Annotated in this window: 23 protein-coding genes; 11 read left to right on the plus strand and 12 right to left on the minus strand. The window is 70.0% G+C overall.

Annotated elements, in window-relative coordinates; all coding sequences use genetic code 11:
* Nucleotides 1–83: 83 nt before the first annotated feature.
* Nucleotides 84–1475, minus strand: coding sequence for an argininosuccinate lyase (gene argH / locus MKK50_RS02640; protein WP_499020221.1), 1392 nt, complete (start codon nt 1473–1475; stop codon nt 84–86).
* A 39-nt stretch (nt 1476–1514) separates the two neighbouring features.
* Here argH and tlpA point away from each other — a divergent pair, with 39 nt between their 5' ends.
* From tlpA to MKK50_RS02655, 3 genes are all read left to right on the plus strand, one after another.
* Entirely contained in the window at nt 1515–2168 is a 654-nt protein-coding gene (gene tlpA / locus MKK50_RS02645; protein ID WP_499020223.1) for a thiol:disulfide interchange protein TlpA, read from the plus strand.
* An 89-nt stretch (nt 2169–2257) separates the two neighbouring features.
* Nucleotides 2258–3499 carry a Na+/H+ antiporter NhaA gene (gene nhaA / locus MKK50_RS02650; RefSeq protein ID WP_499020225.1) on the plus strand — a complete coding sequence of 414 codons (1242 nt, stop codon included), beginning with the start codon at nt 2258–2260 and terminating at the stop codon, nt 3497–3499.
* An 85-nt stretch (nt 3500–3584) separates the two neighbouring features.
* A complete protein-coding gene (locus MKK50_RS02655) occupies nt 3585–3932 on the plus strand; it encodes a hypothetical protein (protein ID WP_056202906.1) in 348 nt (115 codons plus the stop codon).
* A gap of 36 nt (nt 3933–3968) precedes the next feature.
* Here MKK50_RS02655 and MKK50_RS02660 read toward each other — a convergent pair whose 3' ends face one another.
* Complete coding sequence (locus MKK50_RS02660) at nt 3969–4364, minus strand: PRC-barrel domain-containing protein (RefSeq protein WP_499020226.1); 396 nt, start codon at nt 4362–4364, stop codon at nt 3969–3971.
* Nucleotides 4365–4490: 126 nt separating this feature from the next.
* Between MKK50_RS02660 and mepA the strand changes: the two genes are divergently transcribed.
* Nucleotides 4491–5420, plus strand: coding sequence for a penicillin-insensitive murein endopeptidase (gene mepA / locus MKK50_RS02665; RefSeq protein ID WP_253370893.1), 930 nt, complete (start codon nt 4491–4493; stop codon nt 5418–5420).
* 168 nt (nt 5421–5588) lie between these two features.
* On the opposite strand, the gene msrA is transcribed toward mepA, so the two are convergent.
* Complete coding sequence (msrA, locus tag MKK50_RS02670; RefSeq protein ID WP_499020228.1) at nt 5589–6248, minus strand: peptide-methionine (S)-S-oxide reductase MsrA; 660 nt, start codon at nt 6246–6248, stop codon at nt 5589–5591.
* A 175-nt stretch (nt 6249–6423) separates the two neighbouring features.
* Between msrA and MKK50_RS02675 the strand changes: the two genes are divergently transcribed.
* Nucleotides 6424–7488 (plus strand): PAS domain-containing protein, encoded by a 1065-nt coding sequence (locus MKK50_RS02675; protein WP_499020230.1) that lies wholly within the window; start codon nt 6424–6426, stop codon nt 7486–7488.
* A gap of 10 nt (nt 7489–7498) precedes the next feature.
* Here MKK50_RS02675 and MKK50_RS02680 read toward each other — a convergent pair whose 3' ends face one another.
* The 4 genes from MKK50_RS02680 to cpdR all read right to left on the minus strand — a co-directional run bounded on the left by MKK50_RS02680 (nt 7499) and on the right by cpdR (nt 9560).
* Nucleotides 7499–7972, minus strand: coding sequence for a DUF1178 family protein (locus tag MKK50_RS02680; protein ID WP_499020232.1), 474 nt, complete (start codon nt 7970–7972; stop codon nt 7499–7501).
* 20 nt (nt 7973–7992) lie between these two features.
* Nucleotides 7993–8838, minus strand: a complete 846-nt coding sequence (locus MKK50_RS02685; protein ID WP_499020234.1) for a carbon-nitrogen hydrolase family protein — start codon at nt 8836–8838, stop codon at nt 7993–7995.
* Nucleotides 8835–9092, minus strand: coding sequence for a glutaredoxin 3 (gene grxC, locus MKK50_RS02690; RefSeq protein ID WP_499020235.1), 258 nt, complete (start codon nt 9090–9092; stop codon nt 8835–8837). Before grxC ends, MKK50_RS02685 begins: the two co-directional genes overlap by 4 nt.
* A gap of 111 nt (nt 9093–9203) precedes the next feature.
* Nucleotides 9204–9560 carry a cell cycle two-component system response regulator CpdR gene (gene cpdR, locus MKK50_RS02695; protein WP_003603128.1) on the minus strand — a complete coding sequence of 119 codons (357 nt, stop codon included), beginning with the start codon at nt 9558–9560 and terminating at the stop codon, nt 9204–9206.
* 309 nt (nt 9561–9869) lie between these two features.
* Between cpdR and MKK50_RS02700 the strand changes: the two genes are divergently transcribed.
* Nucleotides 9870–10766 carry an N-formylglutamate amidohydrolase gene (locus MKK50_RS02700; protein WP_499020237.1) on the plus strand — a complete coding sequence of 299 codons (897 nt, stop codon included), beginning with the start codon at nt 9870–9872 and terminating at the stop codon, nt 10764–10766.
* A gap of 240 nt (nt 10767–11006) precedes the next feature.
* Here MKK50_RS02700 and galU read toward each other — a convergent pair whose 3' ends face one another.
* A complete protein-coding gene (gene galU / locus MKK50_RS02705) occupies nt 11007–11873 on the minus strand; it encodes a UTP--glucose-1-phosphate uridylyltransferase GalU (protein ID WP_499020238.1) in 867 nt (288 codons plus the stop codon).
* 175 nt (nt 11874–12048) lie between these two features.
* On the opposite strand from galU, the gene galE reads away from it, so the two are divergent.
* The 3 genes from galE (at nt 12049) to MKK50_RS02720 (ending at nt 15745) form a co-directional block, all read left to right on the plus strand.
* A complete protein-coding gene (gene galE, locus MKK50_RS02710; protein ID WP_499020240.1) occupies nt 12049–13041 on the plus strand; it encodes a UDP-glucose 4-epimerase GalE in 993 nt (330 codons plus the stop codon).
* A complete protein-coding gene (locus MKK50_RS02715; RefSeq protein ID WP_499020242.1) occupies nt 13038–14219 on the plus strand; it encodes a lytic murein transglycosylase in 1182 nt (393 codons plus the stop codon). The genes galE and MKK50_RS02715 overlap by 4 nt, the downstream gene beginning before the upstream one ends.
* 80 nt (nt 14220–14299) lie before the next feature.
* Complete coding sequence (locus MKK50_RS02720; protein WP_499020243.1) at nt 14300–15745, plus strand: SGNH/GDSL hydrolase family protein; 1446 nt, start codon at nt 14300–14302, stop codon at nt 15743–15745.
* 23 nt (nt 15746–15768) lie between these two features.
* Here the strand turns inward: MKK50_RS02720 and MKK50_RS02725 are convergent, their stop codons facing one another.
* Both MKK50_RS02725 and MKK50_RS02730 read right to left on the minus strand, forming a co-directional pair.
* Nucleotides 15769–16428: a response regulator gene (locus MKK50_RS02725; protein WP_499020244.1), complete on the minus strand. Its 660-nt coding sequence runs from the start codon at nt 16426–16428 to the stop codon at nt 15769–15771.
* An 8-nt stretch (nt 16429–16436) separates the two neighbouring features.
* Nucleotides 16437–17777 carry a sensor histidine kinase gene (locus MKK50_RS02730; RefSeq protein WP_499020245.1) on the minus strand — a complete coding sequence of 447 codons (1341 nt, stop codon included), beginning with the start codon at nt 17775–17777 and terminating at the stop codon, nt 16437–16439.
* Between the two features lie 177 nt (nt 17778–17954).
* Between MKK50_RS02730 and MKK50_RS02735 the strand changes: the two genes are divergently transcribed.
* Complete coding sequence (locus tag MKK50_RS02735) at nt 17955–18905, plus strand: MBL fold metallo-hydrolase (RefSeq protein WP_499020247.1); 951 nt, start codon at nt 17955–17957, stop codon at nt 18903–18905.
* A gap of 78 nt (nt 18906–18983) precedes the next feature.
* On the opposite strand, the gene MKK50_RS02740 is transcribed toward MKK50_RS02735, so the two are convergent.
* Entirely contained in the window at nt 18984–20417 is a 1434-nt protein-coding gene (locus MKK50_RS02740; RefSeq protein WP_253370931.1) for a glutamate synthase subunit beta, read from the minus strand.
* A 123-nt stretch (nt 20418–20540) separates the two neighbouring features.
* Nucleotides 20541–25259, minus strand: a complete 4719-nt coding sequence (gltB, locus tag MKK50_RS02745; protein ID WP_499020249.1) for a glutamate synthase large subunit — start codon at nt 25257–25259, stop codon at nt 20541–20543.
* 636 nt (nt 25260–25895) lie between these two features.
* Here gltB and MKK50_RS02750 point away from each other — a divergent pair.
* Complete coding sequence (locus MKK50_RS02750; RefSeq protein ID WP_499020251.1) at nt 25896–26912, plus strand: hypothetical protein; 1017 nt, start codon at nt 25896–25898, stop codon at nt 26910–26912.
* The last annotated feature ends 21 nt before the right edge of the window (nt 26913–26933 follow it).

The following is a 26933-nucleotide window of genomic DNA, read 5'->3' on the forward strand; positions in this document are numbered from 1 at the left end:
CGGGTTCGACGGTCGGATAGCCAAGCTCAGTTAGCTGAATCCTGAACGCCGCATTTTCCGTGCCTGTTCCCGCGGGGTTGTCCCTACTTCTCCACAGGGCCGAGCTTTTCCAGCCAGCCTTCCGCCTGCCGGCGCACGTTGTCCGGCGCGGTGCCGCCGTAGCTGGTGCGGCTCGCCACCGAGTTCTCGACGCCGAGAACGGCGAAGACGGCATCCGTGATCCCGGGCTCGATCGCCTGCATGGCCTCGAGGGAGAGCTCTTCCAGCCCGATCCCGCGCTCGGAGGCCGCCGCGACGACGCGGCCGGTGACGTGGTGGGCCTGCCGGAACGGCATGTTCAGTTCGCGCACCAGCCAGTCGGCGAGATCGGTCGCGGTGGCGTAGCCCGAGCCGGCCGCGCGCTTGAGCGTCTCGGCCACGGGCTCGAGGTCGCGCACCATGCCGGCCATGGCGGCAAGGCACAGCGAGAGCGATTGTAGGGCGTCGAAGGTGCCTTCCTTGTCCTCCTGCATGTCCTTCGAATAGGCGAGCGGCAGGCCCTTCATCACGATGAGCAGGCCGGTGAGCGCGCCGATGATGCGGCCCGCCTTGGCGCGCACGAGTTCGGCGGCGTCGGGGTTGCGCTTCTGCGGCATGATCGACGAGCCGGTGGTGAAGCCGTCCGACAGCCGCACGAAGCCGAACTGCGCCGAGGTCCACACCACCAGTTCCTCGGCGAAGCGCGAGAGGTGGACCGCGCAGATCGAGGCCGCCGAGAGCGATTCCAGCGCGAAGTCGCGGTCGGCCACCGAATCGAGCGAGTTCGCCGTCGGCCGGTCGAAGCCCAGCGCCGCCGCCGTGGCGTGCCGGTCGATCGGGAAGGAGGTGCCGGCGAGTGCCGCGGCGCCGAGCGGGCATTCGTTGAGCCGGGCGCGGGCGTCGCGGAACCGGCCGCGGTCGCGCGCCAGCATCTCGACATAGGCGAGGCAGTGATGGCCGAAGGTGACGGGCTGGGCCGATTGCAGGTGGGTGAAGCCCGGCATCACCGTCCCGGCATGCTTCACCGCCGTCTCGGCCAGCGCCCGCTGGAGGTCGGCGACCTGCGCGTCGAGGGCGTCGAGGGTGTCGCGCACCCACAGCCGCATGTCGGTGGCGACCTGATCGTTGCGCGAGCGGGCGGTGTGCAGGCGCCCGGCGGCGGGGCCGACGATCTCGGTCAGGCGGCTCTCCACCGCCATGTGGATGTCCTCCAACTCGCGCCGGAAGACGAATTCGCCGCGCGCGATCTCCGCCTCGACGGACTTGAGCCCGGCTTCGATGGCTGCCACATCCTCGGCCGGCAGGATGCCTTGACGGCCCAGCATCGCGACATGCGCCAGCGAGCCGCGGATGTCCTGGGACGCGAGCCGCTTGTCGAACCCGATGGAGGCGTTGATCTCCTCCATGATCTCGGCCGGGCCGCTGGCGAAGCGTCCACCCCACATCCGGTTGCTCATGGCTGATCCCACCTTCCGCACGCGAAACGAGGTTCGGCCGTGACGGCGACCCCGAAAATTCTCACTGTGAGCCTTGCCGCGGGCGGCGCGCTCGCCGCCGTCCTCGTCGGCGGCCTCGCCCTATACGGGACGGGCTCGAACCTCGGCAACCTCGCGGCCTCCGGCCCCTGCGCCGAAGCCGCCCCGGTGGCGGCCCGGCTCGCGCCGCTGGCCCGCGGCGACGTCGCCGCTTTCGACGCGTCCGCCGCCCCGAAGCCGGCACCCGCCGTGGCCTTCAAGGGCCCGGACGGCGCGCCGACCGATCTTGCGTCCTTGCGCGGGAAACGGCTCCTGGTGAACCTCTGGGCGACGTGGTGCGCCCCCTGCAAGGCGGAGATGCCGGCCCTCGACCGCCTCCAGGCGGAGCTCGGCGGCGACCGCTTTCAAGTGGTGGCGATCAATGTCGAGACGCGCAACCTCGACAAGCCGCCCGCGTGGTTCAAGGCCAACGGCATCGCGCACCTGACCTATTACGGCGACCCCGAGGGCAAGGTGCTGCCGGTGATCCAGTCGGCGGTCGGCTCCACGGGGCTGCCGACGACGATGCTGATCGACGCCAAGGGCTGCACGCTCGGCGTGATGAAGGGGCCGGCCGAATGGTCGGGCGAGGACGGCAGGCAACTGATCAAGGCGGCGCTGGCGGAATCCTCCTGATTTTCCAAGGTGCGTGATTTCTCAAGGCCCGTGATTTTCCAAGCCAGCCGGATTGCGGTGCCGGCCCGGGGCGGGCAACGGGTCAGGGCATGAAGCCGCCGCCTCCCGCCGTCCGTGCGCTCCCACGCCGTCTGCAACGCTCGTATTCGGCGACGCGCCGCTTCCTCACGAACGAGGCGGCCGGCGGCCTCGTGCTCATGGCCGCGGCGGGTGCGGCGCTCGTGGTCGCCAATTCGCCCCTGGCGCAGGCCTACCACGACCTCCTTCACATCCATCTCGGGCCCTTGAGCCTGATGCACTGGATCAACGACGGCCTGATGGTCGTGTTCTTCCTGCTGGTCGGTCTCGAGATCAAGCGGGAGGGGCTGGACGGGCGCCTGCGCACCTGGCCCGACCGGGTGCTGCCGGGGCTTGCCGCCGCGGCGGGCATGGCCGTGCCGGCTCTGGTCTACCTCGCTTTCAACGCCGGGCAGCCGACAGCGCGGGGCTGGGCGATCCCCGCCGCCACCGACATCGCCTTCGCGCTGGGCGTCCTCGCGCTGCTGGGCTCGCGCGTGCCCATCTCGCTCAAGATCTTCCTGTCGGCGGTGGCCATCGTCGACGATCTCGGCGCCGTGGTCATTATCGCGCTGTTCTACACGGGGCAGCTCGACGCAACGATGCTGGCGGCCTCGGCCGTGATGCTGGCCGTGCTGTTCGCCCTCAACCGGCTCGGTGTGCGCGCGCTTCTGCCCTATGCGCTCGCGGGCCTCGTCCTCTGGGTGTTCGTCCTGCGCTCCGGCGTTCACGCCACCGTGGCCGGGGTGCTGCTCGCCCTGTTCGTGCCGATCCGCCCGAGTCCGGGCCGACCGGAGGACACGACTTCTCCCCTGCACCGCCTGGAACACGCCCTGACGCCCTGGGTCTCATTCCTGATCGTGCCGATTTTCGGCTTCGCCAATGCCGGGGTGACGCTCCTCGGCTTGCCGGCGCGGGCCTTGATCGAGCCCGTGACCCTCGGCGTTGCGCTCGGCCTGTTCATCGGCAAGCAGGTCGGCATCTTCGCGAGCGTGCGGCTCGCCGCCGCCCTCGGCCTCGTGTCCCGCCCGGCGGGGGCGACCTGGGTCCAGGTCTACGGCGTCGCGCTTCTGTGCGGCATCGGCTTCACCATGAGCCTGTTCATCGGCGCGCTCGCCTTCACGGATGGCCTGCACGAGACCGAGACCAAGCTCGGCGTGCTGGGCGGCTCGCTGCTCTCGGCGCTGTTCGGTGCCGTGGTGCTCGCCCGGGCGGGCACGCGGGAGACGAAGCCGCGCCGGGACCTCGGAGCCGGGTCCGACCGCTTGCCTTGACCTCCGGCCTCGGCCTACTCAGGCCGGAAGCGTCGCGGTGGCAGGTGGTCCGTCCTCCGGCCCGCCATCCCGCGCGAGGGCGAACATGCTGCGAACCGTTTCCCGTTTCCTCGGACTGCCGTTCTTCAGCCGGGCGCTCGGGCTCGTGGTGATGGCGGCGGGCTTCGTGCAGCTCTGCTACGACGGCGCCCGCTCCATCGCCAATAACGGCCTGCGCGTGACGAGCCTTGCCGAACTGATCCAATCCCTGCCGCAGGAGCGGATCACCGCCCTCGGAACCGCGATCCGGCAGGCGGCGCCCTGGGCGGATACGGTGCTGCTGACCCCGCTCGGCCTCGTCCCCGCGGCCCTGTTCGGGCTCGGCCTCGGGGCGGTTCTGGTCTGGCTCGGCCAGCCCCCGCGGGAGCCGATCGGGTTTTTGACGCGGCCGTAGGGCATCGTCCCGAACGCTGCCTTGCTTTAGCTGTCCTCAAATCCCCCAATACGGCGCCGCGTTGTAGTAGCGGTGGACGTGCTCTTCCCAGGCACGCTCGTCCTCCGGGTCGCCGCCCTCCGGCGAGCGGGCGGGCGCGTCGCGCAACTGCGCCTCGGTGATGTCGATGACGTAGGCGTCGAGTCCGGTATCGTAGCGCAGCACCGCCCAGGGCAGCGTGTAATACTCTTCGCCCATGCCCAAGAAGCCGCCGAAGCTCATCACCGCGTAGGCGACGCGGCCGGAGCGCTTGTCGAGCATCAGTCGCTCGATGCGGCCGACCTTGCTCCCGTCGGTCCGGCGCACTTCGGTGCCGATGACGCGATCGCTGGCGATCAGGCTGCGGGGCGGGAGCGCTGCATTGGCCGCAGCTTCGGAACGGACCGGATCCATGGCGATCATCCTGCAACGTTGTTACAGCTTGCCATAAAAAACGCCCATGCGGCCGGGCACGTTCCGGCCAGCCCCGCCCACGCTCTTGCCCCACCCTGCCCCGCCATACCGGACGAGCCACCGCGCATGCCGCTGACCCGCCTGACACTCCCTGCCCTCGCGCTTGCCCTCCCGGCGCTGCTGAGCCCGGCCGCGGCGCAGGACCGCGGCAGCGTCAACCCGAAGCCGCTGCCGCCGCTGGCCAACCCGAACGATCCCTCGACGCCGGCCAAGGCCCTATTCGGCCGCGTGACGGGCCCGACCGGTGGGCCGGCGCGGCCGTTCGGCTCCTACGCGAAGGGTTGTTTCTCCGGCGGCGAGGCGCTGCCCCTCGACGGGGCGACCTGGCAGGTGATGCGGCCCTCCCGCAACCGGATGTGGGGCACACCCCATCTCGTCGATTTCATCGAGCGGCTGGCCGCCCGCGCGCCGCAGGCCGGATGGCCGGGCCTTCTCGTCGGCGACATGTCGCAGCCCCGCGGCGGGCCGATGCTGACGGGCCACGCCTCGCACCAGCTGGGCCTCGACGTGGACGTCTGGCTCACCCCGATGCCGGACCACCGCATGACCCGGGCCGAGCGCGAGGAGACCTCGGCCACCGACATGGTGCGCTCGGACCGGCTCGACATCGACCCCGACGTCTGGACGCGCCAGCATACCGGGCTGATCCGCATGACCGCCAAGCAGCCGGAGGTGGCGCGCATCTTCGTGAACGCGGCGATCAAGAAGGCCCTGTGCCGCGAGGCGGGTGGGGATCGCGGCTGGCTTACCAAGGTGCGCCCGATGTACGGGCACAACTACCACTACCATATCCGCCTCGCCTGCCCGGCCGGCGACGGCGCCTGTGACGACCAGGCGCCCCCGCCCTCCGGCGACGGCTGCGGCTCCGAACTCGATTACTGGTTCAGCGCGGCGGTACTGAACCCGCCCAAGCCGAAGACGCCGCCGAAGCCCCGCCCGCCGATGACGCTCGCCGGCCTGCCCGACGCTTGCAGGGCGGTGCTGCACGCGCGGTAGCTGTCTCTCCCTTTCTTGGTGTCCGGCCGAGAACCGGTCGGTCGGCGCCATCGGCAGGCCGGACGCCACGAACACCTCGTGGGTGCTCGCCATCCCGGTCGGGTCGCGCTCGCTCTTCACGTCGAGGAACGGTCCCGGACTGGAGCGCCTTGCCGGTCGCAACAGAGATTACTCCGCCGCGACGCCGACCCCGACGGGGCAGGACACGCCGGTGCCGCCGAGCCCGCAATAGCCGCCGGGATTCTTGGCCAGATATTGCTGGTGGTACTCTTCCGCGAAATAGAAGGTCTCGAGCGGGACGATCTCCGTCGTGATCGGCCCGTAGCCCCGTGCGTCGAGCGCCTGCGCATAGGCGTCACGAACCGACCGGGCCGTCGCGGCCTGGGCCTCGCTGCCCGTGTAGATGCCGGAGCGGTACTGGGTGCCGACATCGTTGCCCTGGCGGTACCCTTGCGTCGGGTTGTGGCTCTCGAAGAAGGTCTTGAGCACGGCCTCCAGCGTCAGCACGGCGGTGTCGTAGGCGACCAGGACGACCTCGTTGTGTCCCGTGAGCCCGGAGCAGACCTCCTCGTAGGTCGGGTTGGGTGTGGTGCCCCCGGCATAGCCCACGGCGGTGACATAGATGCCCTGGGGCAGTTCCCAGAACTTGCGCTCGGCGCCCCAGAAGCAGCCGAGCCCGAGCACGATCGTCTCGACGCCCTCCGGATACGGTCCCTTCAGGGGATGGCCGTTGACAAAATGGCGCTCGGCGGTCGGCAGGGGATGAGGCCGGCCGGGAAGCACTTCGGACGGGGCCGGCATCTCGGGCCGCTTGCGGAACAGAAGCATCGCTGTGTCCTCTGATGATGGCGGAGCGTGGCGCACGGCCGGAGCACCGGTGTGCGTCTCGCTCGATTTCGCTTGATATGGTCATCGCCGTCTGCTTTGGCGACAGGGTCAGGTGAGGCCGCGCCCTCGGCGGCTCCGGCCGCGCCATTCGCGCCTGAGGAGCGATCGGGAACAGATGGAGCCCGGCGACGACTGGCAACTGACGGCGCGCGTTCGGGCCAGCGCCCGTTCCGGCAAGGGCGATCCCTTCGCGGCGGCCGTGCGGGCCACGCGGATGGCGATGATCATCACGGATCCGCGCCAGCTCGACAATCCGATCATCTACACCAACGACGCGTTCCTGCGGCTCACCGGGTACACGCGGCTGGAGGTGACAGGCCGCAACTGCCGCTTCCTGCAGGGGCCCGGCACCGATCTCGACGCGGTGGCGCGGATCCGCGCCGCGGTCGATGCCGAGCAGGACGTGAACGAAGAACTCCTGAACTATCGCAAGGACGGTTCGACCTTTCACAACGCGCTGTACATCAGCCCCGTCCACGACGAGGACGGCACCCTGCTGTTCTACTTCGCCTCGCAGTTCGACGTGAGCGAGCGCCACGCGCTCGCCGCCGAGCGCGACCGGACGCGGACCGCCCGCGACGCGAACGCCCTGCTGCTGCGCGAGATCGGACATCGCGCCCGCAACGATCTCCAGATGATCTCGGCCATGCTGACGCTTCAGAGCAGCAACAGCGCCGAGCCGGCGGTTCGCGCGGCGCTCGGCGAGGCGATCGGGCGCATCGATGCCCTGGCCACGCTCTATCGCCAATCCGCCCCGGCGGAGGAGAGCGCGGGCCACGATCTTTCCGATCTTGTCCGCGAGATCGCCGAGATCGTGGTAGAGGCCTCGGGCCGACGCGACATCGCGCTTGCGCTCGATCTCGCACCGCTTCGCGTCCGGCCCGAGGTGGCGGGACCGCTCGCGCTCATCGTCAACGAGGTTGTCTCCAACGCCGTCCGTCACGCGTTCCCGGCCCGGGCCGGACGGCTCACCGTCCGCATCACCCGCGATGGGACGGATGTCACGGTGACCGTGGAGGATGACGGGATCGGTCTGAGCGCGGTGGGCGACGGCAGCTTCGAGGCGACGCTGATCGATGTTCTGAGCCGGCAGATCGGCGGTTCGATCCGCGTCCGGCCGCGCGATCCGGCGGGCACCGCCGTCGAACTCCGCTTCCCGGCAGAGCGGATCGGGGCCTGAGGCCCGGACCTTAGTGCCGGTCGTCGGGGGGCGGCAGGGGCATGACCTCAATGCCTTCCTCGACCAGCGCCGCGGCCTCTTTCGGGCTTGCCTGGCCGTAGATCGGGCGCCCTTCCGCATCACCGTAATGGATCGCCCGCGCCTCGTCGGCGAAGCGGTCGCCGACATGCTCGGCGGTCGAGACGACGTGCTCGCGCACGGCCCGCAGCAGGGCGCGCAACTGGCGCTCCGGCTCGGCGGCGAGCATCGGCATCGGTACCTCCGGCGGCGCCGCCGGAACCGGAGGCTGCGGTGCGGGCGCCTCGGCCCGGCCCCGGTCGCTCCTCGCCACCGCCGGGGCCATCGGCGCCTTGGCGACTCTGGCCGAGTCGCAGATCGGGCAGGTGACGAGGCCGCGGGCCGACTGCTCGTCGTAGGCCGCGTTGGAGGGAAACCAGCTCTCGAACCGGTGGCCCGAATCGCAGGCGAGTGTGAAGCGGATCATGATGGAGAGATGGGGAGGGTTCAGGCGCGGCGCACGCTGAAGCGGCGCGCATGGGACAGGGTGGGAATGCGGGCGCGCGCATCCGCGACCCGCGCGAGGTCGATCTCGGCGAGGATGATGCCCGGCGCGTCGCCCTCGGCCTCGGCGAGGATGCGGCCCCAGGGATCGATGATGAGCGAGTGGCCGAAGGTCTCGCGTCCGTCCTCGTGCCGCCCGCCCTGCGCCGCCGAGATCATGAACGAGCCGGTCTCGATGGCGCGTGCCCGCTGCAGGATGTGCCAGTGCGCTTCGCCGGTCTGGCGTGTGAAGCAGGCCGGTGCCGTCATCACCGTGGCGCCGGCCTCGGCCAGCGCCCGGTAGAGGGTGGGAAAGCGGATGTCGTAGCAGATGGTCAGCCCGAGGCTGGCGAGCGGCGTCTGCGCGACCACGGCGCAATCACCGCCGGAATAGGTCGCCGATTCGCGCCAGCTCTCGCCGTTGGGCAGATCGACGTCGTAGAGGTGGAGCTTGTCGTAAGCAGCCTGGATCTCGCCCGCGGCGTCGATCAGGAAAGCGCGGTTGGCGATCTTCTCGCCCTCGCGGATCGCCAGCGAACCGATCTGCAGGACGATCTTTTCCGCCCGCGCGACCTCGCGGAGGGCGGCGAGCGTGGCGTCGCTCTCCTGCGGCCCGACCTTCTCGAAAAGGGCGGCGCGGTCGCGCTCGATCAGCGAGGTCGTCTCCGGCGTCTGCACATAGGCCGCACCCCGGCGGGCCGCCTCGCGCACCGCCTGCACGGCGGCCTCGCGGTTGACGGCCGGATCGCGCCCGCCGCGCATCTGCACGCAGGCGGCGATGAAGGGCTTGCTGTCGGACAGATCCGTCATGCCGCGAGCAGCGGATCGAGATCGCCCGCCCGCTCCAAGGCGTAGAGGTCGTCGCAGCCGCCGACATGCCGGTCGCCGACAAAGATCTGCGGCACCGAGGTACGTCCGCCGGCCCGCTGGACCATGGTCGCGCGAGCGCCCGCCGTCTTTTCGACGTCGATCTCGCTGAAGGACACGCCCTTTTCGCGCAGCAGGCTCTTGGCCGCCGAGCAATAGGGGCACCAGGCCGTAGTGTAGATCGTGACCGGCTGCATGGGTCCGTCGCGTGCCCGAGTGGGGAGAGGCGACGGATATAGGCGAGCCGCGAGGATCTTCCTACTGCGGAAGGGACACAGCGTCGGACGATCGCCGCGCCGGCTCTCCGCTCAGGCGGCCAGCAGCTTCTCGACCTCGTTGACGAGGTCGCGCAGGTGGAAGGGCTTCGAGAGCACCTTCGCATCCTTCGGCGCTTTGGAATCCGGGTTCAGCGCCACGGCGGCGAAACCCGTGATGAACATCACCTTGATGTCGGGATCGAGTTCGGTGGCGCGGCGCGCCAGCTCGATGCCGTCCATCTCCGGCATGACGATGTCGGTCAGGAGAAGCTCGAACGGCTCCTCGCGCAGGCGATTGTAGGCGGACAGGCCGTTATCGAAGGACAGCACGTCATAGCCGGCGTTCTGGAGCGCCTTGGCCAGAAACCGGCGCATGTCGTTGTCGTCTTCCGCGAGCAGGATCTTCATCGAACGGCGTCCCGGTGCCCATGCGCCTTGGAGTGTCTCAGGATAACGCCCGGTCGCTACCATGCCGCTTGTGGGCATGACAGCGCGGCCGGCGCTTTGCGAGAGATGCTCGGTGGGTGTTCATTTCATAAAGCGTCGGCTTGGTAAACAGAGCGTTAAACGCGACCGGTGTCGCGACGCACCCGACAATCGCAGGACGCTGTTCCGCTCCCCTCCCCGCTCTGTGCGGCGCATGGTGGACAGGGCCGGCGCGTCGCCGCAAAGTGGCGTGATGTCCCTTCCGTGCCACGCTCAGGCCCCCGCGTCTCGATGAGCCCATCACAGCCAAACGGCCCCGAGGCGTTCGATCCACCCTTCGCCGTGGACGAGCCGGCGCAGCACGCGATTCCGTTCGTGTTCAACACGCCCCATTCCGGCGCGCATTACCCCGCCTCCTTCCTTGCCTCCTCCCGGCTCGACGCGCTGGCCCTGCGCCGTTCGGAGGATGCCCACGTCGACCGGCTGTTCGCCGCGGTCGTCGGCCTCGGCGCGCCCCTGATGCGGGCGAACTTCCCCCGCGCTTATCTCGACGTGAACCGCGAGCCCTACGAACTCGACCCCCGGATGTTCGCCGGCCGCCTGCCCTCTTTCGCCAACACCCGCTCGATGCGGGTGGCCGGAGGCCTGGGCACGGTGCCGCGCATCGTCGCCGACGGGCAGGAGATCTACCGGGAGCGGCTGCCGGTGGAGGAGGCGGTGCGGCGCATCGAGTCGCTCTACAAGCCGTATCACCGGACCCTGCGCGGCCTGATCCACCGCACGGCGCGGACCTTCGGCCGATCGTTCCTGATCGATTGCCACTCGATGCCGTCCTCGAGCCTCGGGCGCGACGAGAGCGCCCAGGCCGACTTCGTGCTCGGCGACCGCTTCGGCACGGCCTGCCAGCCCTCGCTGGTCGATGGGTTCGAGAGCCGGCTGCGGGCTCTGGGCTACAAGGTGGTGCGCAACAAGCCCTATGCCGGCGGCTTCATCACCGAGCATTACGGCGAGCCCGGTCTCGGGCGGCACGCGCTCCAGATCGAGATCAACCGGGCGCTCTATATGAATGAGCAGTCGCTGGCGCTGACGGCCGGCTTCGCGACACTGGCGGACCATCTCGCCGAGGTCATTGCCGGGGTCGCCCTCGAGACGGTCGAGCTGCCGTCCCACCGCATCGCGGCCGAGTAAGCCCCGGGCCGGGTTGCTGCATCCGGTCCTTCCGGCTGCACGCTTCAGACAAAAAAAGGCCGCCCCGAAGGACGGCCCGAAGTCTAGGGAGGAAACGCCCAAGAAGGGCTGCGGGACCGCGACGCCATCGCGATCTCGCAATGCACAAATCGCATCGCGCTGCACAAATCGCAAGAGCGACGATAACGTTTTCACATGTGCTCCGCGCATATCTGCCCGACGCGTGCGTATGGAACCGGATCAGGCCTCGCCGAGCAACGTGCGAATTTCCGCTTTCAGCGCATCGGCCAGTTCCGGCCGCTCCAGGCCGTAGGCGAGGTTGGCGGTGAGGAAGCCAATCTTGGACCCGGTGTCGTAGGTGCGCCCGTCGTAGCGCATCCCGTAGAACCTCTGCTGCTCGGCCAGCCGGATCATCGCGTCGGTGAGCTGAATCTCGCCGCCGGCACCGGTCTCGCCCCGCTCCAGGATCGAGAAGATCTCGGGCTGGAGGATGTAGCGGCCGGAGATGATGTAGTTCGAAGGCGCGGTGCCGGGCTTGGGCTTCTCGACCATGCCGGTGATCTCGAAGGTCTGGCCGAAGGTCTCGCCGACGGCGACGATGCCGTACTGATGCGTCTCCTCGGGCTTCACCTCCTCCACGGCGATGACGTTGCCGCCATGCTGCTCGTAGGCCTTGAGCATCTGGCCCATGCAGCCGCGGCTCAGCATGTCGGGCAGCAGCACGGCGAAGGGCTCGTCGCCGACGATCTCGCGAGCGCACCACACGGCATGGCCGAGGCCCAGCGGCGCCTGTTGCCGGGTGAAGCTGGTCTGGCCGGCCTTGGGCAGGTCCTTCTTCAACTCTTCGTAGGCCGCCTCCTTGCCGCGCTCCTGCAGTGTGTGGTCCAATTCGAACGCGATGTCGAAATGGTCTTCGATCACCGCCTTGCCGCGGCCGGTGACGAAGATGAAGTGCTCGATGCCGGCCTCGCGCGCCTCGTCGACGACGTGCTGGACGACCGGGCGGTCGACGACGGTGAGCATCTCCTTCGGCACGGCCTTGGTGGCCGGCAGGAAGCGCGTGCCGAGGCCCGCGACGGGAAGGACGGCCTTGCGAATTCGTTTCATGTGGCGGGACCCGTTTTTTGGCGTTTGTCGGGGCGAGCCCTGATCGACAGGGGATCAAATAGCACGCAGGCGGCCGCTAACAGCCCCGCTTGGGTTAGGATTGGCAGGATTTCGTCATTAAACATGGCGGAAACCTGCGCTGCCGGGTGGCAGAAGACGGATCGGGGGGTAGGCGATGGCGGTTCTGGTCACGGGCGGCGCCGGCTATATCGGCAGCCACATGGTGCTCGCGCTTGTCGATGCCGGGCATGAGGAGGTGGTGGTCCTCGACGATCTCTCGACCGGTTACGACTGGGCCCTGCCTCCGGAAGTGCGTCTCGTCGTCGGCGATGTCGCCGATCAAGCCCTCGTGACCGAGACGATCCTGCGACACCAGATCGATGCGGTCGCGCATTTCGCGGCCAAGATCGTCGTGCCGGAATCGGTCTCCGACCCGCTGGGCTACTACCTCGCCAATACCGTGAAGACCCGCGCGCTGATCGAGACGGCGGCACGCACGAACGTGCGGCACTTCATCTTCTCCTCCACGGCGGCCGTCTACGGCGAGCCCGAGATCGTGCCGGTGCCCGAGTCCCTGGCAACGAACCCGATCAACCCCTACGGCCGCTCGAAGCTGATGAGCGAGTGGATGCTGGCGGACGCCGCCGCCGCGCACGGCTTCACCTACGGGGTGCTGCGCTACTTCAACGTGGCCGGGGCCGATCCGCGCGGGCGTTCCGGGCAATCGATGCCGGCGGCCACCCATCTCATCAAGGTCGCGACGCAGGCGGCCCTCGGCCAGCGCACGCATCTGGAGGTGTTCGGCACCGATTATCCCACCCGCGACGGCTCCTGCCTGCGCGACTACATCCAGGTCTCGGATCTGGCCGAGGCCCACATGGTCGTGCTCGACCACCTGCGCGGCGGCGGCAACAGCCTGACCGTCAATTGCGGCTACGGCCGGGGCTACTCGGTTCTGGAGGTCGTGGAGGTGGTCAAGCGCATCTCCGGCCGCGACTTCGAGGTGCGGCTGTCGCCCCGCCGTGCCGGTGACCCCGCCCAGATCATCGCCGGCGCCGACCGCATCCGCAACGAACTCGGCTGGACCCCGAAGCACGACGACCTCGACGCCATCGTCGCCCAGGCGCTCGCCTGGGAGGACACCCTGGCGAAGCGGAACCGGCGGTGAGAGCGCCCCGCGCCGCCCTCATCCTCGCGCTCGCGCTGTTGGGGGGGGCGGCCCAGGCGCAGGACGGCGACTTCTCCGCCTTCGTCGCGTCCCTGCGCCCCGACGCCACGGCCCGCGGCGTCTCGCAAAAGACCTTCGAGGCGGCGTTTGCCGGCGTGCAAGGGCCGGACCCTGACGTGGTTGCCCGCACCCGCCGCCAGAGCGAGTTCAGCCGGCCGGTCTGGGACTACCTCGTCGGCGCGGTCACGGGCACCCGCATCGCCAGGGGGCAGGCGCAGGGGAAGCGCCTCGCCGCCACCCTCGCCGCCATCGAAGCGAAGACCGGCGTGCCGCGCTCGGTCGTGTTGGCCTTCTGGGGGGTCGAGTCGGATTTCGGCGCCAGCGCCGGCTCCCTGCCGACCATCCGCGCGCTGGCGAGCCTGGCCCACGCCCGCCACCGTGGCAGCCTCTTTCGCGACGAGCTGCTGGCCGCCCTCCAGATCCTCGAGAACGGCGACATCGAGCCGGCGCGGATGGTCGGCTCCTGGGCCGGCGCCATGGGGCAGGTGCAGTTCCTGCCCTCGGTCTACCTGCGGGAGGCGGTCGATTTCGACGGCGACGGGCGGCGCGACATCTGGCGCTCCGAGGCCGATACCCTGGCCTCCATCGCGCATTACCTGCAATCGCTCGGCTGGAAGCCCGGCCTGTCCTGGGGCTACGAGGTCAGCCTGCCGAAGGATTTCGACCTGACCCGCTACCGCGGCCCGCTCGCCGACTTCGCCGCCCGCGGGGTGCGCCGCACCGACGGCAAGCCCCTGCCGACGGGTGGCGAGGCCAGCCTGTTCCTGCCGGGCGGGCTCGGGAGCCCGGTCTTCCTCATCACCGACAATTTCGAGGTGATCCGCGGCTACAACACCAGCGATTCCTACGCGCTGGCGGTCGGCCACCTCGCCGACCGGCTGGCCGGCGGCCCGGCGCTTGCCGCGCCCTGGCCCAACGGCGCCGCCCGCCTCGACGGGCCGGGCCTCAAACGTCTCCAGGCGGGGCTCGCTGCTCAGGGGCTCTATGCCGGCGAGCAGGATGGACGCGCCGGCCCGAAGCTGCGCGGGGCGGTGCGCCAGTACCAGATCCGCGAAGGCCTGCCCGCCGACGGCTACGCCCGGCCCGCGCTTCTGGAGCGCCTGGAGGGACGGCCTTAGACGCGCCGGCTTCCTCGCGTTATCCTGTAGCGACTTCGGGTCGGTCTTCCGGCACCTCCCCTTCGATCGAGGCTTCGCGCATGCAACGCCGCCCGACCGATCGCACCGCGTTCCCGCGGTCCCCTGCGATCCTCGGCCTTCTCCTCGCCGCCCTTTGGCTCACGGCGGCGTGGTCCGCCCTGCCGCAGCCGGCGGCGGCACAATGGGGCGACAGCTACGACGCGCCCGCGGCCGATCCCTACGCCGCGCCGCCGCGCCGCCGGGCCCGTGGCGCCTATGCCGACGAGTACGGCTATGGCCGGGCCCCCGCCCGCCGGGCCGCTCCGCCACAGGAGGCACCGCGCCAGTTCTACTGGCCGTGGGAGGACCAGCCGCGCGCCCAGCCGACCCCGCCGCCGCAGGCGCCGCCGGGCTATGCCCGGCCGTCGCGCCCGCGTGCGCCCGCCGCCGCCCCCGCCACGGCCGGCCGCTCGGACGAGGAGCGGGCCGCCCGGCGCCGCCGGCCGAGCCCCGCCCCCGCGGTGGCGCAGCCCAAGGCCAAGGTGCCGAAGGCGGCGCCGACGACGCAGATCGCCGTGTTCGGCGACTCGCTCGCGGGCTACCTCGCCAAGGGCGTCGATGACGCGTTCTCCGACAATGCCGAGGTCGCCGTGCTCGACCGCTCGAAGGCCGATAGCGGTCTCGTGCGCAAGGATCTGGTGGATTGGGCCAAGGCCGCCGAGGATTTTCTCAAGGCCACGCCCAAAGTCTCCTACGCCCTGATGATGGTCGGCTTGAACGACCGGCAGGCGATCCGCGAGGGCGACCAGAGCGTCGAGGCCCTGTCCGACAAGTGGCGCGAGATCTACGCCGCGCGGGTCGATGAGGTCGCGAAGGTGTTTGCCGAGCACAAGGTGCCGCTGATCTGGGTCGGCCTGCCGCCGGTCCGCAGCGAGAGCCTGAGCCGCGACTTCGCCGCCATCAACGATCTCGTGCGTGAGCGGGTGCAGCGAGCCGGCCAATCCTATGCCGAGGTCTGGCAGGGCTTCGTGGACGACCGCAACCGCTTCACCGCTTCGGGGCCCGACGTGGATGGCCAGGAGGCGCGGCTGCGCACCTCGGACGGTATCCACTTCACCGCCGCCGGCGCGCGCAAGGTCGCCCACTTCGCCGACGTGGAGCTGAAGCGCCTGATGGGGGAGAAGGGCGGCCTGCCCTCCGAGCAGCCCGCCGCCGCGATCGCCGCCACACCCGGCGAGGGCGGTGCCGGATTGGGCGTCGACGACACGGCGGCGATCGATCGCAAGATCACCGCGATGCTGCCGAGCCTGCCCGAGCCGCCGGGTATCCCGAGCCTGCCGGTCAAGCCCGCGGCGGGGCCGGTGGTGCCGCTCGGCCGCACCGAGACCTCGCCGGGCGGGACGCTCCTCACCGCACGTCCGCAGGAGGGGGATGCCACCGGCACCCGCGAGCGCAGCCTGCAGCGCGGCGCCGCCCCCCTGCCCCAGCCGGGCCGAGCGGACGATTTCCGCTGGCCGCCGGGGTGAGGCCTTTCGCCCTCCGCGATGGATCAGCTTTCGGCGGCAGGTGGGCCGTGCGGGGCTGCCACGAGCCCGGCGCCGACGGCGATCCAGATCAGATGGGCGTCCGTGCGGGCGCCTAGCTTGGCCCGGATCAGCGAGAGATTGTTCTGGACCGTCTTGAGGCTGAGGCACAGCGCCTCGGCGATGGTCTGCGCCGTCGCACCCGCCGCCGTCATACCGAGGATCTCGACCTCGCGCGGGCTGAGTTCGTCGAGGCTGCTGCGCCCGCCGGCCACCTCGTCCTGCGCGATCGCCAGGGCGATGTCGGCGCTCATGGCCCGCGCTCCGCGCAGCACGCCCGCGGCCGCTTCCAGCAATTCGCGTGGGGCGCTCGCCTTGCTGACATAGCCGCTGGCCCCCGCCGCGAAGGCTTGGCGCGCGATGGCGGCGCCGGTGCGCATGCTGAAGACGAGGATGCGGGCCGCACCGTCCCATTGCCGAATATGCCGGATCGCCTCGATGCCGCTCGGCCCCTGCAGCGACAGGTCGAGGATCACGAGGTCCGGCCTCTGCGCCTTGTAGAGGCGGTAGGCCTCCGCCGCGGTCGCGGCTTCGGCCACGACCGCGAAGCCCGGCTGCCGTTCGAACAGGCGCCGATAGCCCTCCCGCACGACGGGATGGTCATCGACGAGGAGGATGGTCGTCATCGCCCGCCTCAACCGTGAACCGGAACGGTGACGCGGGCGCGGATGCCGCTGCCGTTCCCGGTAAGCGAGAGTTGGCCGCCGAGGGCGGCGAGCCGGGCGCGGATGCCGGGAAGTCCGCGCCCGGACGCGCTCGTCGCGCGGGCGGCGTCACCCCCGCCGTCGTCGTCCACGGTCAGCGTGACGATCCCGCCCCCGATGCCGGTGCGCTGAAGTCGCAGGAAGATGCGGCTCGGCCGCCCGTGCCGCAGGGCGTTGGTCAGCAGTTCCTGCGTGATCCGATAGAGGCTCGCCGATGCCTCGTCGGATAGGCCCGACCAGTCGCCCTCCGCATCGAGGTGCAAACTCGGCCCTGCCCGTAGCCGCGCCTGCCAGTCGGAGACGAGGCCACGGATGCCGTCGCCCAAACCGATCCCGGCAAAGTCGGGGAGTTCGAGTTGGGCCAGGGCGCCGCGCAGGCTCTCGCGCATGGAGGCGACGACCGCCTCGATGCCCCGCGCATCGGCGCGCAGATCCGCGCGGTCCGTCGGCGCGCCGGCCTCGATCGCGGCTGCGAGCGCCCCGGCGGCGGCGAGGCATTGGCCGAACGCGTCGTGCAGGTCACGGGCGAGGCTCTGCCGCTCGTCTTCCTGCACTTGCACGAGCCGCTGCATCAGCGCGGTCCGCTCGCTTTCGGTTCGGGCAAGCCGCCCGGCGAGCGCGTCGAAGGCGGTGGCGATCCGGTCGAACTCCGCCGCCCTGAAGCGCGGCAGAGGCGGACGGGACGCGCCGGCATCGAAGCCGTCCAGGTGGCGCACGATCCGTCCCGCGGGTGCGACGAGGCCGGCGGCGGCGAGCCAGCCCAGCAGCGCCGTCGCTCCGGCGAGGGAGAGGGCGAGGCCGCTCGCGAACCGCACCTGCCGCCACGCCCGGCCCGCGGCCGCGCCCGGATCGGGCCAAGCCGCGACGGTTCCCAAACGCCGTCCGCGATAGACGATCTCGCGGACGGCCGGATCTCCGAGGGCTCTGGCCGAAAGGGCAGCCGTGACCCAGGCCGGGGCCGTGCCGAGTCCGTCCCAATCGCCGCAGAGCCGCCGTGGCGCCTCACTGCCGAGGCGGATCTCGGCGCAGATGCCCGGCAACAGCATCAGGACTGCCGGCTCGGCCTGGGGCTCGCCGACCGGCAGCGCCGCCGGCCCGACGCTGCCGAGCCCCGGTTGCCGGGCAAGCGCTGCGGCGATCCGCTCCGCCGACACGGCCGCCTCGCCGCGCAGGACGCCGCGCGCGTCCCAAAGGGTCAAGGCGACGGCGCCCGCCAGACAGAACAGGGTCACGATCAGAAGGCGCAGGGCGAGATGCGCGGGCAGGCTCATGGGACGACCGGACCGGGAAGCGTCGGCGGAGTTGGCACCGGCCGCGGTCGAAGGCGCAAGGGGGACGGAGGGATGTCGGGAAAAATGCCCGCGCGGAAGCGGGAGCCATTCCCTGGGCGGCGGTGACGAGGCGGCGCAAGATTTCGATCGCCCTTCCCCTCACCCGGATTGCCGCCGATGCCCTCTTTGCCGACCCGTCGATCCGTCCTCGCCGCGGGCGCTTGCCTCCCGATCCTTCGGTTTCCCGAAGCACGGGCAGCGGCCCCCGCCGTCCCCGCTTATCGCGTCGGCGCCTTCACCGTCACGCCGCTTCGCGACGGCCTCTTTCCGCTCGAGCCCGCCATGATCCCCGGCGCCGACAGCGAGGCCGGACGTGCCCTGCTCGCCCAGGCCGGCTTGCCGCCGAAAGGGCCCACGCCGGAACCAGTCAACGCGTTCCTGATCCGGCGCGGCGCATGGCACGGATTGCTCGATGCCGGCTGCGGAACGGTCTTCGGGCCGGGCTTCGACCGGGTGACGGCGGCTCTCGCGGCGGAAGGGTTGCGGCCCGACCAGATCGAAACCGTATGGCTGACCCACCTCCACGCCGACCATGCGGGCGGCCTGCTGACAGGCGATGGCCGCGCCCGCTTCGCCAACGCCGAGCTGGTGCTTCAGGAGCGCGAGGCCGCCTACTGGTCGGATTCCGGTGCGCGTTCCCGTGCGCCCTCCGCGATGGGCCTGTTCTTCCACACGGCCCAGGCTGTGCTGTCCGCCTATGCCGGCCGGGTGCGCCGCGTCTCCGGCGGGGCCGACCTCGCCTCTGGCGTCTCGTTCCTGCCGCTGCCGGGGCACACCCCCGGCCATGCGGGCGTGCTGATCGAGGACGGACCCGAGCGGCTTCTGATCTGGGGCGACATCCTCCACTCCCGCCTGTTGCAGGTGCCGCATCCGGACTGGACCGTGGTCTGGGATGCCGATCCAGTGGAAGCGATCACCACCCGCAGCCGCATCTTCGACCGAACTGCCAGCGAGGGGCTGGATGTCGCCGGGATGCACCTTGCGAACCGAGGCCGGATCACGCGCGAGGGAGCGGGCTACCGCTGGGAAGTCCGTGAGGGCGGGGGCGCCGACGGTTTATCCCGGTGATCCTTCGGATCAAACGAAAAGGGCCACCGCCAGCGGCGATGGCCTCGATTGTTCGTGTCTCGTCCGATGCGACGCCGCTTACCGCGGCAGGACGGTCGCGCCCATCAGCGCCTCGTCGATCGAGCGGGCGGCCTGACGGCCCTCGCGGATCGCCCAGACCACCAGGGACTGGCCGCGGCGCATATCGCCCGCGACGTAGATCTTCGGGTTCGAGGTCAGGTAGTCCTGATCGTTGGCGGTGATGTTGCCGCGCTTGTCGACGGCCACGCCCGATTCCGCGACCAGACCCTTCTGCACCGAACCGGCAAAGCCGATCGCCATGAAGACGAGGTCGGCCGGCAGCACGAACTCGCTGCCCTCGATCGGCTGGCGCCGCTCATCGACGCGGGCGCAGACCACGCCGGTGAGCTGACCCTTGCGGTTGCCCTCCAGCCGCAGGGTCGCGGCCTGGAACTCGCGCTCGGCGCCCTCCGCCTGGCTCGACGAGGTGCGCATCTTGGTCGGCCAATAGGGCCATACCGTCAGCTTGTCCTCACGCTCCGGCGGGCGCGGGCGGATGTCGAGCTGCGTCACCGAGAGCGCGCCCTGGCGGAACGAGGTGCCGACGCAATCCGAGGCCGTGTCGCCGCCGCCGATGACGACGACGTTCTTGCCGGCGGCCAGGATCGGCAACTCGCCGTTGCCCGGCATCGGCTCGGCGCCGACCCGGCGGTTCGATTGCACGAGGAAGGGCATGGCGTAGTGCACGCCGTCGAGTTCCTGGCCCGGAAGCTGCGGGTTGCGCGGATCCTCGGCGCCGCCGCAAAACAGCACGGCGTCGAACTGGCTCGTCAGGTCCTCCAGGGGCACGTTGACCCCGATATTGGCCTTGTAGTGGAAGACGACGCCCTCGGCCTCCATCTGCTTCACGCGCCGGTCGATGTGGCGCTTCTCCATCTTGAAGTCGGGGATGCCGTAGCGCAGCAGGCCGCCGGCCTTGGGCTCGCGCTCGTAGACGTGGACATCGTGGCCGACGCGGGCGAGCTGCTGGGCGGCCGCCATGCCGGCCGGGCCGGAGCCGATCACCGCCACGCGCTTGCCGGTGCGGTTCGCCGAGGGCTCGGGCTTCACCCAGCCCATGTTCCAGGCACGGTCCGCGATCGCCTGCTCGATCGTCTTGATCGCGACCGGCTGGTTCTCGAGGTTCAGGGTGCAGGCTTCCTCGCAGGGCGCGGGGCAGATGCGGCCGGTGAATTCGGGGAAGTTGTTGGTGGAGTGGAGGTTGCGCGCGGCCTCCTCCCAGTCCGACTGGTAGACGAGGTCGTTCCAGTCCGGGATCTGGTTGTGGACCGGGCAGCCGGTCGGCCCGTGGCAGAACGGGATGCCGCAATCCATGCAGCGCGCGGCCTGTTTGGACAGGTCGTGCTCGTCGAGCGGCAGCGTGAATTCGCGGAAATGCCGCACGCGGTCGGCGGCGAGCTGATACTTCTGCTCCTGCCGGTCGAATTCGAGAAACCCGGTGACCTTGCCCATCGATCAGTCCTTCGCAGGCGCGGATCTCTCGACCACGCGGCCTTGCCGTCTGCCCGGCATCACTGTGAACCGGTCGGCGGCGTCCTGCCGCCGACCGGTATGGCCCGCCTTGATGACGCTTGGTTACTCCGCCGCCACCGGCATGCGCGCCATTTCCATCTCGCGCAGCGCCCGGCGGTACTCGACCGGCATCACCTTGACGAACTTGGTGCGGAACGCCGCCCACTCGTCGAGGATCTGCTTGGCCCTCGGCGAACCCGTATACTTCATGTGGTTGGTGAGGAGTTGCGACAGGCGCTCCTCGTCATGGCCCGACATGTCCGCGAGGATGTCGACCCGGCCCTTGGTTTCCAGATCGCCGTCCTGGTGGAAGCGGCGCATGAGGTCGTCCTCCTCCTCGACCGGCTCCAGATCGACCATCGACAGGTTGCAGCGGTCGCGGAACGAACCGTCCTCGTCGAGCACGTAGGCGATGCCGCCGGACATGCCGGCCGCAAAGTTGCGCCCCGTCACGCCGATGGAGACCACCACGCCGCCGGTCATGTACTCGCAGCCATGGTCGCCCATGCCTTCGACGACCGTGATGGCGCCCGAGTTGCGCACGGCGAAGCGCTCGCCCGCCGCACCGCGGATGTAGCACTCGCCCGCGATCGCGCCGTAGAGCACGGTGTTGCCGGCCATGATCGTGCGGGCGGGGGGCGCCTTCAGTGCCTTGCTCGGACGGATGATCAGCTTGCCGCCCGACAGGCCCTTGCCGACATAGTCGTTGCCGTGGCCGGTGAGATCGAGGGTGACGCCCGCGGCGAGCCACGCGCCGAAGCTCTGCCCGGCGGTGCCGTTGAGCTTGACCACGATGGTGTCGTCGGGAAGCCCTTCATGGCCGTGGCGCTTGGCCACCGCGCCGGAGAGCATGGCGCCCGCCGCGCGATCCGAGTTGCGGATCACATCGGTGAGGATCACCGGCTCGCCGGTCTCGATGGCCCCTTCCGCGCCCGCGATCAGGCGGCGGTCGAGCACCGTATCGATCGGGTGGTGCTGCGTCTCGACGTGACGGATCGCCACCTCCGGCCCGACATTCGGCCGGTGGAACAGCTTCGAGAAATCGAGGCCGCGGGCCTTCCAGTGCTCGATCGCCTCGAGCTTGTCGAGGAGGTCGGAGCGGCCGATCAGGTCCTCCAACTTCGTGAAGCCCATCGCCGCCATCAACTCCCGCAGCTCTTCAGCCACGAAGAAGAAGTAGTTGATGACGTGCTCCGGCGTGCCCTTGAAGCGCTTCCTCAGCACCGGGTCCTGGGTCGCGACACCCACGGGGCAGGTGTTGAGGTGGCACTTGCGCATCATGATGCAGCCGGCCGCGATCAGCGGCGCGGTCGAGAAGCCGATCTGGTCGGCGCCGAGCAGCACCGCGATCATCACGTCCTTGCCGGTGCGGATGCCACCGTCGGCCTGGAGCGCGACACGGCCGCGCAGGCCGTTCATCACCAGCGTCTGCTGCGTCTCGGCCAGACCCGTCTCCCAGGGTCCGCCCGCGTGCTTGATCGAGGTGAGCGGGGCGGCACCCGTTCCGCCGTCGAAGCCCGAGATCGTGATGTGGTCCGCGCGCGCCTTGGCGACGCCCGCCGCGACCGTGCCGACGCCGACCTCGGAGACCAGCTTTACTGAGACGTCGGCAGCCGGGTTCACGTTCTTCAGGTCGAAGATGAGCTGGGCCAGATCCTCGATCGAGTAGATGTCGTGGTGCGGCGGCGGCGAGATCAGGCCGACGCCCGGGGTCGCGTAGCGGACCTTGGCGATCTTGGCATCGACCTTATGGCCGGGCAGCTGTCCGCCCTCGCCGGGCTTGGCGCCCTGCGAGACCTTGATCTGCATCATGTCGGCGTTGACGAGATACTCGGTGGTGACGCCGAAGCGGCCCGAGGCGACCTGCTTGATCGCCGAGCGGCGCGAACGCCCGTCCGGACCGGTGATGAACCGGCGCGGCTCCTCGCCGCCCTCACCCGAGTTCGAGCGACCGCCGAACGAGTTCATGGCGATCGCCAGCGTCTCGTGCGCCTCCTTCGAGATCGACCCGTAGGACATTGCGCCCGTGGCGAAGCGCTTGACGATCTCGGAGGCCGGCTCGACCGCCGCGATGTCGACCGGCTGGCGACCGAGATCGGCGGCGGTCTTGATCCTGAACAGGCCGCGCAGGGTCTTGAGGTGGTTCTCCTGCTCGTTCACCAGCCGAGCGTATTCACGGTAGCGCTCGGCAGCATTGAGGCGCACCGCGTGCTGCAGCGTCGCCACGGTGTCGGGCGTCCAGGTGTGGGTCTCGCCGCGCAGGCGATAGGCATACTCGCCGCCGACATCGAGCGCGTTGCGGTAGATCGGGGCGTCCCCGAAGGCATCCTGGTGGCGAAGCGCCGTCTCCTGGGCGACCTCGGCCATGCCGATGCCCTCGACCGTCGTCGCCGTGCCGAAGAAGTCCTTGGCCACGAAATCCGAGTTCAGGCCGATCGCGTCGAAGATCTGCGCGCCGCAATAGGACTGGTAGGTCGAGATGCCCATCTTGGACATCACCTTGAGCAGGCCCTTATCGATCGACTTGATGTAGCGGTAGACGATCTCGTCGTTGGTCAGGTCCGGCGGGAACTCGCCCTTCATCGCGATCAGCGTCTCGAAGGCGAGATAGGGGTTGATGGCCTCCGCGCCGTAGCCGGCCAGACAGGCGAAGTGATGCACCTCGCGCGGCTCGCCCGACTCGACCACGAGGCCGACCGAGGTGCGAAGCCCCTTGCGGATCAGGTAGTTGTGCACGGCCGCGGTCGCGAGCAAAGCCGGGATCGGGATGCGGTCCGGCCCCACCATGCGGTCCGACAGGATGATGATGTTGTAGCCGCCGCGCACCGCGACCTCGGCTCGGTCGCACAGGCGATCGAGCGCACCCTCCATCGCTCCCGCGCCGGACTCGGCCGCGTAGGTGATGTCGAGGGTGCGGGTGTCGAAGCGGTCCTCGAAGTGGGAGATCGAGCGGATCTTCTCGAGGTCGCCGTTGGTCAGGATCGGCTGGCGCACTTCGAGCCGCTTGCGGCGCGAGGCACCTTCCATATCCAGCAGGTTCGGACGCGGGCCGATGAACGAGACGAGGCTCATCACGGCCTCCTCGCGGATCGGGTCGATCGGCGGGTTCGTGACCTGCGCGAAGTTCTGCTTGAAGTAGGTGTAGAGCAGCTTCGGCTTGTCGGAGAGCGCCGAAAGCGGCGTGTCCGAGCCCATCGAGCCGACGGCCTCCTGGCCGGTCACGGCCATGGGGGCCATGAGCAGCTTGAGGTCTTCCTGGGTGTAGCCGAAAGCCTGCTGGCGATCGAGCAGGGGCACGTCCGTGCGCGAGGCCCGCGGCTGGATCGGGTGCAACTCCTCCAGCACGATCTGGGTGTTCTTCACCCACTCGGCATAGGGGTGCGCGGAAGCCAGCTCGCCCTTGATCTCCTCGTCGGAGACGATGCGGCCCTTCTCCAGATCGATCAGCAGCATCCGGCCCGGCTGCAGGCGCCAGGACTGGACGATCTTCTCGTCGGGGATCGGCAGCACGCCCATCTCGGAGGCGAGCACGACGAGCCCGTCATCGGTGACGATGTAGCGGGCCGGGCGCAGGCCGTTGCGGTCGAGGGTCGCGCCGATCTGGCGCCCGTCGGTGAAGGCGACGGCCGCCGGCCCGTCCCACGGCTCCATCAGGGCGGCGTGATACTCGTAGAAGGCGCGCCGCTCCTCGCTCATCAGCGGGTTGCCGGCCCAGGCCTCCGGGATCAGCATCATCATCGCGTGCGCGAGCGAGTAGCCGCCGGCCACGAGGAATTCGAGGGCGTTGTCGAAGCAGGCGGTGTCGGACTGGCCCTCGTAGGAGATCGGCCAGAGCTTCGAGATGTCGTTGCCGAACAGCTCGGAATCGACGCTGGCCTGGCGCGCGGCCATCCAGTTCACGTTGCCGCGCAGCGTGTTGATCTCGCCGTTATGGGCGACCATCCGATAGGGGTGCGACAGGCGCCAGGTCGGGAAGGTGTTGGTGGCGAAGCGCTGGTGGACGAGCGCCAGCGCCGAGACGAAGCGCGGATCCTTGAGGTCGAGATAGTAGTGGCCGAGCTGGTGCACGAGCACCATGCCCTTGTAGACGATGGTCCGGCTCGACACGGAGACGGGATAGAACGCCTTCACGCGCTCGTCTTCGAGGCCGTAGACCTGGTTCGAGATCACCTTGCGGGCGATGTAGGCGCGCCGCTCGAACGCGTCCTGATCGGTGACGCTGGCCGGGCAGCCGATGAAGACCTGCCGGTGATGCGGCTCGGTCTCCTTGACGGCCTTGCCGAGATCGGCCGAATCGACGGGCACGTCGCGCCAGCCCAGCAGCGGCAGGCCCTCGTCGGCCAGCGTCTTCTCGACGATCGCCTCGATGCTGGCGCGGGCATCCTCCGCCTTCGGCAGGAAGAACTGGCCGATGGCGTACTGGCCGGCAGGGGGCAGCTCGAAGCCGAGGCGCGAGCATTCCTCGGAGAAGAAGCCGTGCGGGATCTGGGTGAGGATGCCGCAGCCGTCGCCCATGGTCGGGTCGGCGCCGACCGCGCCGCGGTGGTCGATGTTCTCCAGGATCTTGAGACCCTGCTGGACGATGGCGTGGCTGCGCCGGTCGTGCATGTCCGCGACGAAGCCGACGCCGCAGGCGTCGCGCTCGTGAGCGGGGTTGTAGGCGCCTTCGGCCGCGGGAAGGGCGGGGTCGCGCAGGATCAGCGGCGCGGCGCCGGCGCGCGACGGCGCGGCTTTCTCGCCGTTCATGACCGACACCGACAGCTCAGACGGGATTTCACGCATCGTCCGCACATCTCCGACCCTGCCCGCATGCGAGCATGTTTCGTGCCCGTACACCGTCGGTGCCCGGGCCGCCGCCTATTTTATACCGAGTCGGGTGGGGTCAGGTTCTTCCTGCCGGAATCGCCCGCCAACCCGCGGGCTGAAGCTCCGGCTTGTTCAGCCGGCGCTCGCCCGGATCGCCTCGACGGTCACCGGTTTCTCAGCTCGTTCGGACGTCACGTCGATCACGTGATGGATCCCCAAAGCCGGCCCGACGGCCAAGCACGACAAATGGGACAGTCTTGCTGTCCTATAAGTGGACGTTGCCAGATTTCATTCATTCCAGCAAGGGGCCGCCGACCACCGCCGCCGGCCTTTTGAACATGCCTCGGATACGCGCAACGCGCCCGTCCCTCGGCTTCGTCCCGGCGGGCGGACGCGTGCCGGGCAGCACTGCGTCACGACAATGGCACTGGCAGGTTCCGGGTCGGTTCGCAATGTCGCCCCAATCAACCGTTTAGAAAACCTTGCCGGCACGGAAGGAATGCGGGGATGCGTCTGCCGTGACGCCGGGGGACCCGCGATCAACAGCGGGCTCCCGGGACTTTCTTGCTTCTTCTGCCTCTTCTTCTGCACAGCTTGGTTCGAGAGGGCCCTATGGCTTCGAGCCGTCACGCCCCCGGTGGGGTCACGAGAGCGGCACTGCGTCGCGGCCTCGGCTTCGGCCTTCTTGCCGCGCTCCTGTCCGGCGCCGGCCTGCAGCCCGCTGCCGCCCAGGGCTTCTACCGTGAGATCTATGGGCCGCCGCGGGCGGTCTACCTCGAGGATGACGGCCTGTTGGCGTCTCGCGAGGTCGTCGATGACCTGCGCGATCGCGGCTTCTCCGAGATCGGACGTCCCCGCTACGACGGGCGGAACTACCGTGTGGAAGCGACGAGCCCGCGCGGCCAGCGCGTGCGGCTCGTGGTCGATGCCCGCGAGGGCGACGTCATTGGGCGCGAACCGCTCGGCGGCGTCTACTATCCGTCCGACCGCGTCCGCCCGGCAGCGCCCGGCTATGGCTGGACCGAGGACGACATGCGCCCGCGCCGTCCGATCCGCGAGGCCGAGCGGATCGTGCCCCCCGCCGACATCCCCTCCGTTCCCGGTCTGCGCGGTGCTCCGCTCGGCAGCGAGCGCAGCGCGGCCCGGTCCGAGCGCGTGCCGCCGGCCGCACGGCCGGACGCCAACCCCCTCGGCGTCAATCCGGATGCGGCAGCCCGCTCCGAGCCGCCCCGGCGCGCGGCGGCCCGGACTGCCCCGACGCCCAAGCTGCCGTCCCAGGCACGCATTGCCCCGACGGCTCCCGAGCCCTCGCTGCGGTCCGGTTCGCCCGCGTCGCCCGCGATGACGCCTGCTGCCAAGACCGAGCGGGACAAGGGGGAGACGAAGGAAGCCAAGGCGGTCGAGCCGAAGGTGGGTGAGCCCCGGCCTGAAACCGGCAAGGCCGAGACGAAGACTGACGCCGCGAAGCCGGAGCCCGTCAAGGACGCCACGAAGACCGCCGAGTCGAAGCCGGCCGCCGGCAAGGGTTGGCAGGATCCGCCAGCCGACGGTCCGCGCAAGAACGTGCGGGTGATCGGCGGGGCGACGGTCGTTCCCGGCGGCGCCGGCGAGGCCGGCGGCACCGAGTAAGGTGATCGATCCGGGGTGGCG

Source organism: Methylobacterium sp. J-043 (assembly GCF_022829505.1).
Classification (GTDB): domain Bacteria; phylum Pseudomonadota; class Alphaproteobacteria; order Rhizobiales; family Beijerinckiaceae; genus Methylobacterium; species Methylobacterium extorquens_A.